The sequence below is a fragment of the Alteribacter salitolerans genome, from assembly GCF_016901055.1.
In the GTDB taxonomy this organism is placed as follows: Bacteria; Bacillota; Bacilli; order Bacillales; family Salisediminibacteriaceae; genus Alteribacter; species Alteribacter keqinensis.
Map to the genome: position 1 here is coordinate 165790 of NZ_JAFEUX010000003.1, position 13626 is coordinate 179415.

Below are 13626 nucleotides of genomic sequence, written 5' to 3' on the forward strand. Positions count from 1 at the left end.
TTCATGCAGCCAATCTGAAAGAAATCAGGTGCCGTTTTTATGGGAAAAATTACGACTCATTTTGCAAACAAAGTACCAGCCCTCAGCTACACGGAAAAGCACGTGTTGTATTTTATCGACGCTCACCTTCCGGAGGCAAAGGGGATGGCTCTTACAACGCTTGCCAAAGAAGTCAACGTCAGCACCACATCCGTTATCAGGATGTGCCAAAAGCTTGGTTTTGACGGATTTTCGGAGTTTAAATATGCTTTAAAGGAATTAGGAGAGGAAACAAGGAGAGAGGTAACGGACAGTTCGATCTCCAGATTTCATAAAGATTTAGAAAGTACCCTTTCAAACCTCGATGAGAAGGATATAAACAGAATCTGCAGACGGATGAAAGAAGCGGACCGGGTGGTGATCATAGCAGTAGGCCTGTCCAAAATGTTCGGTGAGTACTTCAGCAAACTTCTTATGCAGGTAAACAAGCCGAGTATGTATATTTACGAATCCCATATGATTGACTTGTTTTCCAACAAAGTGACTAAGGGAGATTACATTATTTTTATTTCTTCAAGCGGGGAAACTAAAACGCTTGTGGAAACGGCGGACAAAATGACCCACCAGTATGTTTATACAGCGGCTATTACAAACAACATTAACTCCACCCTTACCACACTTGTAGATGATTCGATCAGTACACAGGTGGAGCGGGCGGAATATGGCGGTTATGACCTGACCGCACGTTCACCCCTCGTTCTCCTGGTTGATCTCATTTTTGAATCCTATATAAAACTGATTATTGAAGAGTAACTTAAGATAAAAGAGCATTCTGACACACGCAGATTCCTATCGGGGACTGCGTGTTTTTTTGTGTGGTTGGAGCTGTACCTCGAAACAGAGAAAACGGAGAAATAGTGCCGTTTTTTTCAAGCATAGCCATGAAAAACCGATAAAAGAAAATGAAAATAGTACCAATTCATATGATGTCAGGTATAAGGTCTTTCTTCAATGTGGTTGTTATTACCCTTTATTTTAACAACGCATCGTGCGAAGTTGAACGGAATACGCGACACTCCTGCGGAAATGCGAGACAGGCGAGACCCCACAGGGGTAAAGCCCCGAGGAGGCTCGGCGCGAGTCCGCGGAAAGGGAGCGTATTCCGTTCTACGAAGCTGAATTTCAATGAAGGATTATTGCTCCTTACTACTTCAATATTCAGGATAGGGTAAAAAACAAAAAAACACCCGCCTGGAACAATCCGTTCCAGGCGGGTGAATACATTAAAAGATCAAATGAGCAACGATTGTAATAATCGGCAGTGTAATCAGTGTACGAAGCAGATAAATAATAAGCAGGTCACGGAACTTCACCGGAATTTTTGATCCAAGAAGAACTCCCCCGACTTCAGAAAGATAGATCAGCTGCGTAACGGACACACAGGCAATAATAAAGCGGGTCAATTCACTTTCAATACCGGAAGCAAAAATAGCAGGGAGGAACATGTCTGCAAAACCGACAACCAATGCCTCCGATGCAAGGGCAGCTTCAGGAATCTGCATCAAATTCAGAATTGGAATAAACGGAGCTCCGAGCCATGAAAAGACAGGAGTGAACTCGGCCACTACAAGGGCAAGTGTACCGAAAGCCATAACAACCGGTGCCACACCAAGCCACATGTCGAGAACGTTCTTACCGCCGTCTTTCATAAATTCTCCCGGCCCTTTACTTTGAGCAGCACGTTTTTTTGCCTGCTTGAATCCCCAGGAAAATGCATTATAGCCTTTTGGAATCGACTCATCAAGCTGGCTTTCCTGACCGTTTGCATAAGTATTCGCTTTTCTTGACAGCGGTGGAATACGCGGCATGATCAGTGCAGCAATAAATCCGGCTAATGCAACTGTTCCATAAAACTGGAAGAACATATGCTCAAGGCCGACTTCCATAATAACGACCAGGCTGAATGTAATGGAAACAACAGAGAAGGTCGTACCGATAACAGCCGCTTCACGTTTTGAATAAAAGCCTTCTTCGTATTGTTTACTCGTTAACAGAACCCCGATAGTCCCGTCCCCAAGCCATGAAGTAAGGGAGTCAATCGAAGAACGTCCCGGTAATTTAAAGAGGGGGCGCATAAGCTTCGTTAACAATGAACCAAACAGTTCGAGTAAACCAAAGTTTAAGAGCAGGGGCAAAAACAGCCCGGCAAACAAAAATACTGTGAAGAGAAGGGGAAGAAGCCCGCCCTCCATTAATAACAAGCCGCCGGTATATTCGTTGTATACTGCTTCAGGTCCGATCTGGAAGAACGTCATAATTGCAAGAACGAAAGCAACAAAACGAACAATGAGCCAGAAAGGACCTACAACGAGAAGCCTCTCAACAAACGGTGTATTGGAAAAGGTCTGAGGTTTTCCTTTTTTCATTAAAATAGCAATGAGTGAACCAATAAAGCTGAGAGAGATAATAATCGTTAAAATTGCCGGAAGCACAGAAGCGAGTGTGTCTTCTAATAAGTTTGCCAGTATAGCAACGGGAATTGTTACTTCACCGTCAACGGGTACCGGTGTCATAAACAACCCGATCCCAATTAATGAAGGAATTAAAAATTTCCAGAAAGAACCGGATTGTGATGTATCATGTTTTTCCTTGTTCATGTCAGTCACTCCTGTTGGATGTCTATTGTCATAGTATGATAGTATCGATAATTATTCACTGATGAAAATATTAATACAATTTGAGTAAAAATACAAGATAATTTTTAAATAAACACTATGCTGCTAAAGTAATTTTATTATAAAGCGCTTACACATAAAGCGCAATAAAACGCTCCGCCACCAGAAAGACCGGCAGCAGAGCGTTCCGCAAAGTGGTCATTAACTCGCAGATCTTGCCCTTTCTTTTTCTTCCCTGGCTACTTTCAGGAATCGGTTGGTTTCAGCAACAACGACTCCGGAGAGACCGAGAAGACCGATTAAGTTAGGTACAGCCATTAACCCGTTCAGGACATCGGCAACGCCCCATACAAAGCTCAGTTCAGTGATTGCACCAACAAAGATCATGAGTACAAAGGCAAAACGGTAGAATTTAACCGCATTTCCTTTCACCAGATATCCAAAGCATTTCTCACCATAGTAAGACCAGCCGAGGATAGTAGAGAAAGCAAAGAATGCAAGACCGATGGCTACAATCATGGAACCGGCACCACCGAGGAAGAACTCAAATGTTGCAGCAGTCAGGTCAGCACCATTTAAATCTCCGCTTGCATACATGTTACCCATGACTATCGCGATACCCGTGATGGAACAGACAACAATTGTATCAATAAATACCTGCGTCATAGAGACAAGTGCCTGACGGCCAGGGTAGTCAGTACGTGCGGCAGCTGCAGCAATTGGTGCAGAACCAAGACCCGCTTCGTTTGAGAAGACCCCTCGGGCCACACCCCAGCGGATAACAGCACCAATGGCACCACCGGCCACTGCTTCTCCTGTAAACGCATCAGTGAAAATCAGCCCGACAGCAGCAGGTACAAGGTCAAAGTTTTGAATCATGAGAACAAGACCGGCGATAACATAAAATAATGCCATAAACGGAACAAAGTAAGCCGTAACTTTACCGATACTCTTAATTCCGCCAAGAATAACAAGGCCGGCTAAAACAGTAAGTACCACACCTGTGAGCCAGAATGGCACATTAAAAGACGATTCCATGGCGCTGGCTACAGAGTTGGACTGCACCAGGTTTCCAATACCAAATGCAGCTATGGCACCGAATACTGCGAAAAGAACGGCAAGCCATTTAAGCTTAAGTCCTTTTTCAATGTAATACATCGGACCGCCGGACATTGTACCGTCTGCGCCTTCTTCCCGGTACTTAACGGCGAGAATGGCCTCTGCATACTTTGTGGCCATCCCGAACAAGGCGGAGATCCACATCCAGAAAACAGCCCCCGGTCCTCCGAGAACAACGGCTGTTGCCACCCCGGCAATGTTACCGGTACCAATCGTAGCAGCAAGAGCTGTCGTTAATGCCTGAAAGTGAGAAATGTCCCCTTTTGACTTCTTATCCTGGCTTTTTGGATTGAAGGACAGCTTCAGTGCATAAGGCAGCATCCGAAACTGCAGGAAGGCAAGCCGGAATGTCAAATAGATTCCTGTCCCGACAAGAAGGACAAGCAAAGGCACTCCCCAGACCAGATCACTTAAAAAGCCAATAAAATCGTTTAATTGTTCCATCATTCTCCCCCTTTTTATCTTTTATCAGACAAGTATAATAGAAAATTCTGAAAAGTAACAGAATTTAACTATTCATTTTTAAAAAAAATTGATCTGGTCAATGAAAAGTTGATTACTAATGTCTTCGTGACCAAAAGATGACTTCTGTCATCATAAAGATATGTTCAGATTAAAACATGCATGCAGGCTGTACTTAAAGCAAATAACAGCACGACTCTCTGTCGGAAACAGGAGGATAATAGAAACTTTTAGCCTTTAGGCACGATGACTGTAAAAGAAGTAGTGTTTCTTCCAGGACAATTGAAGAAACGAACCGCGAACTGCTTCCGGAGTTACGGGTTACGATGAGTTTTGGCTTCAGCAGGTATGCTGGGGAGAAAGCAGAATCCTTTATTTCACGCACTGACAAAAAGCTGTACGAAGCAAAAACAGGCGGGAAAAATCAGGTTGTGGGATCTGGATAAAAAAGACAATTTATTAAGAACAAAGAACTACTTTTGTGCGGTGAAGCGTTTGCATGTAAGGACACTGTTGACACTCTCCGGCACGGGAGGTTATGATTACTCTCAATTATTAATTTTTCCATAATTAAAGCTAATCAAATAATAAATCTTCTTATCAAGAGAGGCAGAGGGATATGGCCCTGTGACGCCTCGGCAGCGGACTCCGGTGACGACTGGAGAACTGTGCCAATTCCATCGAGCTTACCTTACCGATAGGCTCGAAAGATAAGAAGGGCGGTATTTGCTAATTTACCCTCTTCTTATTTTGATAAGGAGAGGGTTTTTTGCATTCAAAGGGAGTGGAGGAATCATGATAACCTTCGACAACGTTTCAAAAGCGTATGAAGGAAAAGAAGGAACAGTAACGGCAGTCAAAGACGTGTCGTTTACCGTAAATAAAGGTGATATCTTTGGTGTCATCGGATTCAGCGGTGCAGGGAAGAGTACCCTCGTCCGGTGTGTAAACCTTCTTGAAGAACCTACTGCAGGTGAGGTAAGGGTCAACGGACGGGACATGAAAAGCCTTTCGGCAAAAGAGCTGAGAGAAGCAAGGAAAAAAATCGGCATGATATTTCAGCACTTTAACCTGTGCGAATCCAAGACCGTTTACGCAAATATCGCTATTTCCCTTCAGCTGAGCAAGACGCCGAAAGCGAAAGTAGAAAAGAGAGTAAAGGAGCTTCTGTCCTTTGTTGGTCTGAGCGACAAAGCTGAAAGTTACCCTGATCAGCTTTCGGGAGGTCAGAAGCAGCGGGTGGGTATCGCACGTGCGCTGGCTACTTCACCGGAAGTGCTGTTGTGTGACGAAGCAACATCGGCACTTGATCCTCAAACAACAAAAGCGATTCTCGAGCTGCTGAAAAAAGTGAATCGCGAATTTGGTATTACGATACTTATAATCACGCACGAAATGCCGGTCATTCGTGATATTTGTAACCGGGTTGCAGTAATGGAGAATGGGGAAGTCATTGAGTCGGGCAGCGTATTCGATGTTTTTTCACGTCCACAGGCAAAAACGACGAAGAACTTTGTCAGCTCTGTGATGCAGGACAAGCTCCCGGCCTCGGTGCTTACTCATTTACAGACAGATGGAAAAAATCATCACATCTACCGGATTCTTTTTGAAGGAGAAATGGCGAGTCAGCCTGTCCTGTCAAAAGTGGGAAAGCAGTTTGACCTGGAAGTGAACGTCCTCCACGGCCATATTACCGAGCTTCAGGAAAAGCCGTTCGGCAACCTGATTGTCGAATTCCACGGCGAGTCCCGGCTGATCGAAGAGGCCGTCTCGTTTATCGGAGAAAATTTCACCATAAGGGAGGTGGACATCCATGAGGAGTACTGATTGGAGTACTTTTTGGGTCCGGGTGTGGGAAGCCACCCTTGAAACCCTGGCCATGACAGCTTTTCCTTTAGTCTTTGCCAGCCTGATCGGAATTCCGCTCGGGGTAGCGGTAGTTGTAACACGAAAGGGTCAGTTATTTGAAAACAAAGTAGCCTTTATCATATTAAATACCATTGTTAACATGGTCCGTTCCGTGCCGTTTATTATTTTGCTGGTTGCACTTATCCCATTAACAAGGCTGATCGTAGGCACAACTATTGGAACAACGGCTGCCATGGTCCCGCTCGTGATTTTCGCGGCACCCTTTATTGCCCGTCTCGTTGAAAGCAGCCTTTTGGAAGTCGATCCCGGAGTGACGGAAGCAGCCAAGTCCATGGGAGCAACCCCGTGGCAGATCATCTTCAGATTTTTAATACCCGAAGCTCTGAGCTCACTCGTGCTCAATTTAACCATTGCCACCGTTGGTCTTGTAGGGGCCTCGGCTATGGCAGGGGCAATCGGTTCCGGTGGACTTGGAGACCTGGCCATTGCTTATGGGTATCAACGTTTCCACACAGACGTTATGATCGTAACGGTGATTCTGCTTATCATTATCGTTCAGGTTATCCAGGCAGGTGGTAACCACTTATCAAGGGCAATCCGCCGCAGGTAACAGATATGTTAATTTCTGAACTCGTGGACATGGGGGAGTTCTGTTCTTGATTTCAATCAGACTCGATCTAAAAAATATTGCCGCAAAGGATGTATAGAGCCGATATCCAGTCTCTTTTCAGCAGGATGTTTTCGCAAAGATTATGGCTTATCGTAAGAGGATGAAGAAGCCGGAGTCTCCTGCGTGAGGAGGCTCACCGGCACCCCGCGGAAAACGAAGGTTACGCAGCTTCATCTACAATAACTGTGTTTATGTCAAAGTACTCTCAACAACCTATAAGGAAAGAGAGTTTCGGTATATCCTTAGGATTTCAATAAGGGGTTATTGCACCTTCGAGATTCTATTTAAAAAAATTGGGGTTTAACAGGAGGAATACAGAAAATGAAGAAAGCATTAACAACAGCGTTATCAGCATTATCTCTTACGGCACTTGCTGCTTGTGGAGGTGGAGAAGACGACGAAAATACAGTAACAGTCGGTGTAAACGGATCAGGTATCCCTTTGTGGGAATACATGGCTGAGAAAGCAGCCGAAGAAGGCATTACGATTGAAATCCAGGAATTCTCCGACTATGTAAGACCAAATATGGCACTGGCCGATGGAGAAGTGGATTTTAACGCATTCCAGACGATTTCCTATTTTGATAATTTCATTGAAGAGCACAATCTGGACCTGGAGCCGATTGCAGGAACGTACATTGCACCTATGGGTCTTTATTCCGATAAATATGAATCTCACGAAGAGATCCCGGAAGGGGCAACCATTGCCGTACCACAGGAAGAAACAAACCAGGGGCGTGCACTTCTCCTTCTTCAGGAAGCAGGATTTATTGAACTCCCTGAAGACTTTGACGGTATTGGAGATGCCAGTGACATCGTGGAAAACCACCATGATCTTAACATTGAAGAAGTACAGGCTGCCCATACACCACGCGTAATTCCTGATGTGGATGCATCCGTTATCAATAACGGTGTTGCAGTAGAGGCTGGCTTTATCCCGGTTAACGATGCCATTTTCATCGAAGACGCAGACGGTGCTGCTGCATATGTAAATATTCTGGCAGTGCAGGCTGAAGACAAAGACAATGAGACACTCCAGCGTATTGCCGAGCTTTATCATGAAGAAGATACTCAGGAGTTTATCATCGACCTTTACGAAAACTCACTTCTACCAACCTTTATTGATGACGTGGATGAACTGAGAGATTATTAATATATAAATGAAGCACCTCGCATAGTTTTACTGTGCGGGGTGTTTTGCCGTTTTACTGTACTGGTTCTGGGATCCCGAAAATATGTTAACTTCGGTTTACAAACTTTTAGTAATGTGGAAGGGTGGATTTAAAGAAAGGTTGATAGGAACGATACTGGGAACTTTTTGAAGACAGTTTGCGTAGCTGATGGAAGGGATGGTGATTAAGGTGTCATTGAAAAAATCAGTGTTGTACGTGGTTCTTGCCATGTTGTTTATTAGTTTGTTTTTTGCAGGTGATCAACTGTCAGAACAGATGCGTCAACAAATGGCCCGTAATTTTGCGGTAATGCCCTATGTCCTGCTCATTCCGCTAACCGGTTTACCAATGGGTCTCATCATTGGCGTACACTGGCTCATTGGGGAGGTACGGAAAACAGGGAGATGGCTGATCAGGTGGGAGAAGATGATCTTCTTTGGTTTACCCTTTTTGTATCTCATGCTTTACCCGGCTCTTTTCTATTCAAACATTACCTTTCTTATACTACCGGTAAATACCTTTTCATTGACGCTCTTAAATGCTCACAGTGCAATTATTGGAGGGATGGCATTTGGGTATGCTGTTGTGACGAGCTTTTATAAAGCAGAGGAGAAGTCGGAGAAACGATGAATGATTAAGGAAGGGATGTCCTCAAAAATGAGGACATCCTTTTTTGGGGAGATGGTTGGAATATATCTGTCCAATTGCGGCATTTATCCGTCAAAATCTATGATTTATCGGTCAAATTAATTGCTTTATCCGTCAAAATAGCACGCTTATTGTTCAATCGACAAGAATACCTAAGATTCAACAAGCCTTCTCCAATCCTCCTTCAGGCTCACTTACTGCTCGCGGTTGGCGTAACGTTTAACCGGCCCAATGTATTCATTAAGGGCAAAAGAGCCTTCAATGGCTTTTGAGATAAAGACCTTCGCATCTCTTACAGCTGTTCTTACATCTTTGCCGGTCGCAAGTCCTGCGCAAATAGCGGAAGAGTAGGTGCAGCCTGCACCGTGAGTATAATCCGTGTCGATTTTCTCTGACTCAAGAATTTCAAAATCCTCTCCGTCGTAAAGAACGTCAACGGCTGTTTCTCCGATGGAACCGCCGCCTTTAACAAGAACGTAGTCTGCGCCAAGCTCCTTGATTCTCGCTGCAGCCTGTTTCATGTCATCAAGTGTTTCAATAGGGTTTACGCCGCTCAATTGAGAAGCTTCAAACAGGTTTGGCGTAACAACGGTCGCTTTAGGAACGAGGGCTTCACGGTAGCTTACTGTATGCTCAGGGTGAAGTGGCTCGTCGGCACCTTTACATACCATTACCGGGTCCACAACGACGTTCTTAATGCCTTTTTCATCTATTGTACGGGCAGCCATCTCGATCATCTCACTGGATCCGAGCATGCCTGTTTTCATCGCATCAACACCAACCCCGTCTAGAATGGTTTCAAGCTGCGTTTCAACGAGTTCCATCGGCTGCGGAAATACATTATGGGACCATCCGTTTTTAGGGTCCATTGTTACGATTGTTGTAAGAGCTGTCATTCCGTATACACCAAGCTCCTGGAAGGTTGAAAGGTCAGCCTGGATACCGGCGCCTCCGCTCGTATCCGACCCTGCAATTGTAAGTGCTTTTTTCATTGTAGTACCTCCTAATATGCCTGAGGTCACTGAAAAGTATAATATAACTTTTTCAGTGCCTTTTATTTGAGTTGCAATGGCTCCACTCGGTTGCGCGCATGTTACGAAAAACCCACTCGTACCAGGCTTTTTAATAATGTAACCGTTACGCTCATTGCTTAGAAGGCACTGGAAAAAGGTAAAGAGCGAACTTTTTCAGTGCCTTCTGTCTTACTCTAAAGCTTGTCCTTATTATAGTATAGATGGGCGTGAGAAAAAACCGTGAAAGGCCCTTGTCCAGAAGAAAAGCTATCCATAAAATACGCCCGGCCTTTTTTACAGGACCGGGCGGGTTAATTGCAGATTAATCGTTCGTTGCCCATTCACCGTTTCTGAATACCGGCTCACGGCTTCCGTCTTCTTTAATTCCATCAATGTTCATGTCAGCTGAGCCGATCATGAAATCAACGTGTGTGATGCTGTTATTGATTCCGAGCTCTTCCTGCTCTTCCTTGCTCATGTCAGGGCCGCCTTCAACACAGAATGCATAGGCGCTTCCAAGAGCAATGTGGTTGGAAGCATTTTCGTCATAAAGTGTGTTGTAGAAAAGGATGCCGGACTGGGAGATTGGAGAACTGTGAGGAACAAGTGCAACCTCACCCAGATACCGGGCGCCTTCGTCTGTATCAAGAAGGTGTTTAAGTGTTTCGTATCCTTCTTCTGCTTCAAAGTCTACGACCTTACCGTTTTCAAAAGTAAGGGAGAAACCGTCAATCAGGTTACCGCTGTAATTTAAAGGCTTTGTATTGCGGACTGTGCCGTTTACGCCGCCTTTTTTCGGTGCTGTAAACACTTCTTCTGTCGGCATGTTGGCGATGAAGTGAGTGCCTGATGTGTTTGCACTGCCGCCGCCGGCCCATATATGCCCTTCCGGAAGTTCAATTGTAAGGTCTGTTCCTTCAGCAGTGTAGTGAAGGGCTTTATATTTTTGTTCATTAAGAAATGTCGCTTTTGTGTTAAGTGTCACATCGTGATCTTTCCATGCCTGGACAGGGTCTTCCGTATTAACGCGTACAGCTTCAAAGATGGCTTCCCAAAGTTTTTCCTGTGCTTCTTCTTCAGAAGCCTCTGGGAACACTTTCTTAGCCCATCCCGGAGAGGGTGCTGCAGTGACGCACCAGGCAACTTTGTCCGACTGCACAAATTTACGGAAAGTGTTTGTTGCTTCGCCGGCTGTTTTATTGTTTGTTGCAATACGCTCGGCAGGAACACCTTTGAAGAGATCAGGATCTGTTGATTTTATCGTTAAAAATGCAGCTCCGTTTTCTGCAAGTGTCTCAAGTCCACGGGCTTTCCATTCAGGGAATTCCTTAAATGCATCCATAGGTGCCAGGTCGTAGCGGATGCGTGCAGACTCATCGTCATGCCATTCAATATGTACGTTTTTAGCTCCGGCTTCGTAACACTCTTTTACAACCAGGCGGACAAAGTCGGCAGAGGTAACAGGTGCGTTGACTACAACGTCCTGTCCTTCCTGGACGTTGATTCCCATACGGACTGCCAGTTCGGCATATTTAGCAAGCTTTTGTTCGAATTGACTCATATTGATAACCCCTTTGATATAAAATAGTGACGTCAGTTATGTTTATTTTAACAGTTTACAGTCTTTTTTGAAACTTTAGTAAAAATTGCAGAATCCATTTGTGTGATAGTTGATAGAAAAAAGGGTAAAGAGGGTAGTGTATAAGAATATGGGAAATGTATTAAATCGTGTAATCGCGCAGGTTTTATTTGTAAACGAATTGGAAGGTTATTAAAATCGGAGTAGGTATGATGCAGTTTACAGTAAAGAGGTGTCAGTTCAGATGAGAACGTTTTTTCATAACCACCGTTTGTTCATCCTTTGTCTTCTCACTTTGTGGTTAAAGACGTTTATCGTTTCAGCGTTTGTGTTTCAGGTAACGATAAGCAACATCCTTCAGGCAATCGTTTTCATCCTTAATCCTCTTTCATTTATACTTGTGTTCTTTACGATAGGGCTTTTGTTTTATGAAAAAGTCCAGCGTTGGTACTTTACAATCCTTTTGCTGCTCCTCAGCATTACCTTGTACAGCAACGCCGTTTATTTTCGGGAATTTACCGACATTATCACGCTGCCTATGCTTGTGATGAGCGGAAATGCGGGAGATCTGAGCACAAGTGTTTTTGAACTCATAAAATGGTACGATATCCTGTTTTTCATAGACTTTATTGTATTTGCACTTCTGTTATGGAAGAGGCCGGGTCTTCTTCCGGTAACGCAGCTCGGTTTCAGTAAAAACCGCAGATTGTTCGCCGTGGCAGGAGTCATTGTCCTCGTGGTCATCGCCCTCTCCCAGGTGGAGAGGCCCCAGAATCCTGAAACCATGACTCATTCCTTTGACAGAGAAGGGCTGATTAAGCGGTACGGCCTGTATAATTTTTATGTCTACGATGCTTTTTTACACACAAGAACCGCGGTTCTGGCTGTGATCTCTGAAGAAGACGACTGGGAAGACATTGAAGATCATTTGTCCCAGTATCGTAAGCCTCCTAATCCGGAAGCATTTGGAATAGCTGAAGGAAAAAACGTCGTGTTCATTTCAATGGAATCAATTGAGAGTTTTGTTATAGGGGAGACGGTGAATGATGAAGAAATCACCCCTTACTTAAACGAACTTATAGAAGATAGCTATTACTTCCCCAACTTTTATGACCAGACCGGACAGGGGAAAACATCAGATGCGGAGTTTATGATCAATACCGGTCTTTATCCCGTGGGCAGGGGGGCTGTTTTTCATACCCACACAGATAACGAATACATGGGACTCCCTGACATGTTAAGGGACGAAGGCTACTACACGGCATCCTTTCACGGGAATGACCGCACGTTCTATAACCGTGATGTCATGTACGGAAACCTCGGGTACGATTATTATTATTCAAAAAGTTATTATGACGTAACAGAGGAAAACAGTGTGGGCTGGGGTCTTAAGGATATTGATTTCTTTGAGCAGTCCATGGACTATGTCAAGGATCTGCCCGAGCCTTTTTATGCAACGTTTCTGACTTTAACCAATCACTTTCCTTATGAGCTGGATGAAGAGGATCATTTCATTGAGCCGTATACGTCTTCCAGTGACATCCTGAACCGTTATATCCCAACTGTCCGTTATACGGATGAAGCAATCAGGCTGTTCATGGAAGATATGAAAGAAGAGGGCCTCTATGAAGATACCATCTTTGTGCTTTACGGGGACCATTACGGTATTGCGGAGAGTCATAACGAAGCGATGGGGGAGTTTCTCGGTAAAGAGATTGATCCGTTTGAAAATACCCAGCTTGCAAGGGTTCCATTAATCATTCACATTCCCGGCCAGGAAGGGGAAGAGGTTGATACGGTTGCAGGCAAAGTAGATATTAAGCCGACGATCATGAACCTGCTTGGTATACCGGAATATCCCCACGTTCTCTTTGGTACCGATCTGTTATCCAATCAGCGGGAAGACTTTGCCGTACTCCGAAACGGTACGATCATCTCAAATGAGTACATGTACACTGCAGAAACCTGTTATGACATGGAAACGAAAGCGCCCACAACCCCGGAGTCATGTGATCCGATCCGTGACCGGGGAGAGTGGGAGATCTTCTACTCCGACAGTATTATTTATGGTGACCTCCTGAGGTTCCGCTAGCCCAAAAACCAGTCTGCCGATAAAGGCAGGCTGGTTTTTGTATCAAAAAATTGTGCGGGGTCTGTCCACAATTTCGTGCGGCAGTTTTTCCTGCCTGTTCCACTGCAAGCGTGTGGTTACATATGTATGCGTGTGGCTGGTTAGTAAAGTTCATTGGTACAGTGGTCCTGCCAGGGATCGCTGCACGGTTTTTTACGCTTACATTGGTCTTTTTTACGTTTGGATCCTGCTATTTTACAGTTATACCGAGCTATTTTACGTTTAGTTACTCTCTTTTTACGTTTAGGGCCACATTCTCCCATTCAAACCTGCAGCAGGGAAAATAAAATTTTGGGGTCTGTCCCCGCAC

General features: G+C 44.6%; 10 protein-coding genes and 1 riboswitch. Of the genes, 6 read left to right on the forward strand and 4 right to left on the reverse strand.

The annotated features are described in order from the left end of the window. Positions 1-39 precede the first annotated feature (39 nt). A complete protein-coding gene (locus JSY36_RS06995; RefSeq protein ID WP_122899774.1) occupies positions 40-792 on the forward strand; it encodes a MurR/RpiR family transcriptional regulator in 753 nt (250 codons plus the stop codon). Between the two features lie 470 nt (positions 793-1262). Here the strand turns inward: JSY36_RS06995 and JSY36_RS07000 are convergent, their stop codons facing one another. Beyond that, positions 1263-2636, reverse strand: coding sequence for a YjiH family protein (locus tag JSY36_RS07000; protein ID WP_122899772.1), 1374 nt, complete (start codon positions 2634-2636; stop codon positions 1263-1265). A gap of 219 nt (positions 2637-2855) precedes the next feature. Then, on the reverse strand, positions 2856-4220 hold the full coding sequence (locus JSY36_RS07005; RefSeq protein WP_122899770.1) for an alanine/glycine:cation symporter family protein: 1365 nt from the start codon (positions 4218-4220) through the stop codon (positions 2856-2858). 609 nt (positions 4221-4829) lie between these two features. After that, positions 4830-4952, forward strand: a riboswitch (SAM riboswitch). Between the two features lie 78 nt (positions 4953-5030). On the opposite strand from JSY36_RS07005, the gene JSY36_RS07010 reads away from it, so the two are divergent. The 4 genes from JSY36_RS07010 (at position 5031) to JSY36_RS07025 (ending at position 8575) form a co-directional block, all read left to right on the forward strand. Further along, on the forward strand, positions 5031-6062 hold the full coding sequence (locus JSY36_RS07010; protein WP_122899764.1) for a methionine ABC transporter ATP-binding protein: 1032 nt from the start codon (positions 5031-5033) through the stop codon (positions 6060-6062). Then, entirely contained in the window at positions 6049-6714 is a 666-nt protein-coding gene (locus tag JSY36_RS07015; RefSeq protein ID WP_122899762.1) for a methionine ABC transporter permease, read from the forward strand. The genes JSY36_RS07010 and JSY36_RS07015 overlap by 14 nt, the downstream gene beginning before the upstream one ends. A gap of 381 nt (positions 6715-7095) precedes the next feature. Then, entirely contained in the window at positions 7096-7926 is an 831-nt protein-coding gene (locus JSY36_RS07020) for a MetQ/NlpA family ABC transporter substrate-binding protein (protein ID WP_122899761.1), read from the forward strand. 208 nt (positions 7927-8134) lie between these two features. Beyond that, positions 8135-8575 carry a hypothetical protein gene (locus tag JSY36_RS07025; RefSeq protein WP_205165839.1) on the forward strand — a complete coding sequence of 147 codons (441 nt, stop codon included), beginning with the start codon at positions 8135-8137 and terminating at the stop codon, positions 8573-8575. 212 nt (positions 8576-8787) lie between these two features. On the opposite strand, the gene pdxK is transcribed toward JSY36_RS07025, so the two are convergent. Then, a complete protein-coding gene (pdxK, locus tag JSY36_RS07030; RefSeq protein ID WP_122899756.1) occupies positions 8788-9585 on the reverse strand; it encodes a pyridoxine/pyridoxal/pyridoxamine kinase in 798 nt (265 codons plus the stop codon). 343 nt (positions 9586-9928) lie between these two features. Next, a complete protein-coding gene (locus JSY36_RS07035; RefSeq protein ID WP_205165840.1) occupies positions 9929-11167 on the reverse strand; it encodes an aminopeptidase in 1239 nt (412 codons plus the stop codon). A 262-nt stretch (positions 11168-11429) separates the two neighbouring features. On the opposite strand from JSY36_RS07035, the gene JSY36_RS07040 reads away from it, so the two are divergent. Continuing rightward, positions 11430-13277 carry an LTA synthase family protein gene (locus JSY36_RS07040; protein WP_205165841.1) on the forward strand — a complete coding sequence of 616 codons (1848 nt, stop codon included), beginning with the start codon at positions 11430-11432 and terminating at the stop codon, positions 13275-13277. The last annotated feature ends 349 nt before the right edge of the window (positions 13278-13626 follow it).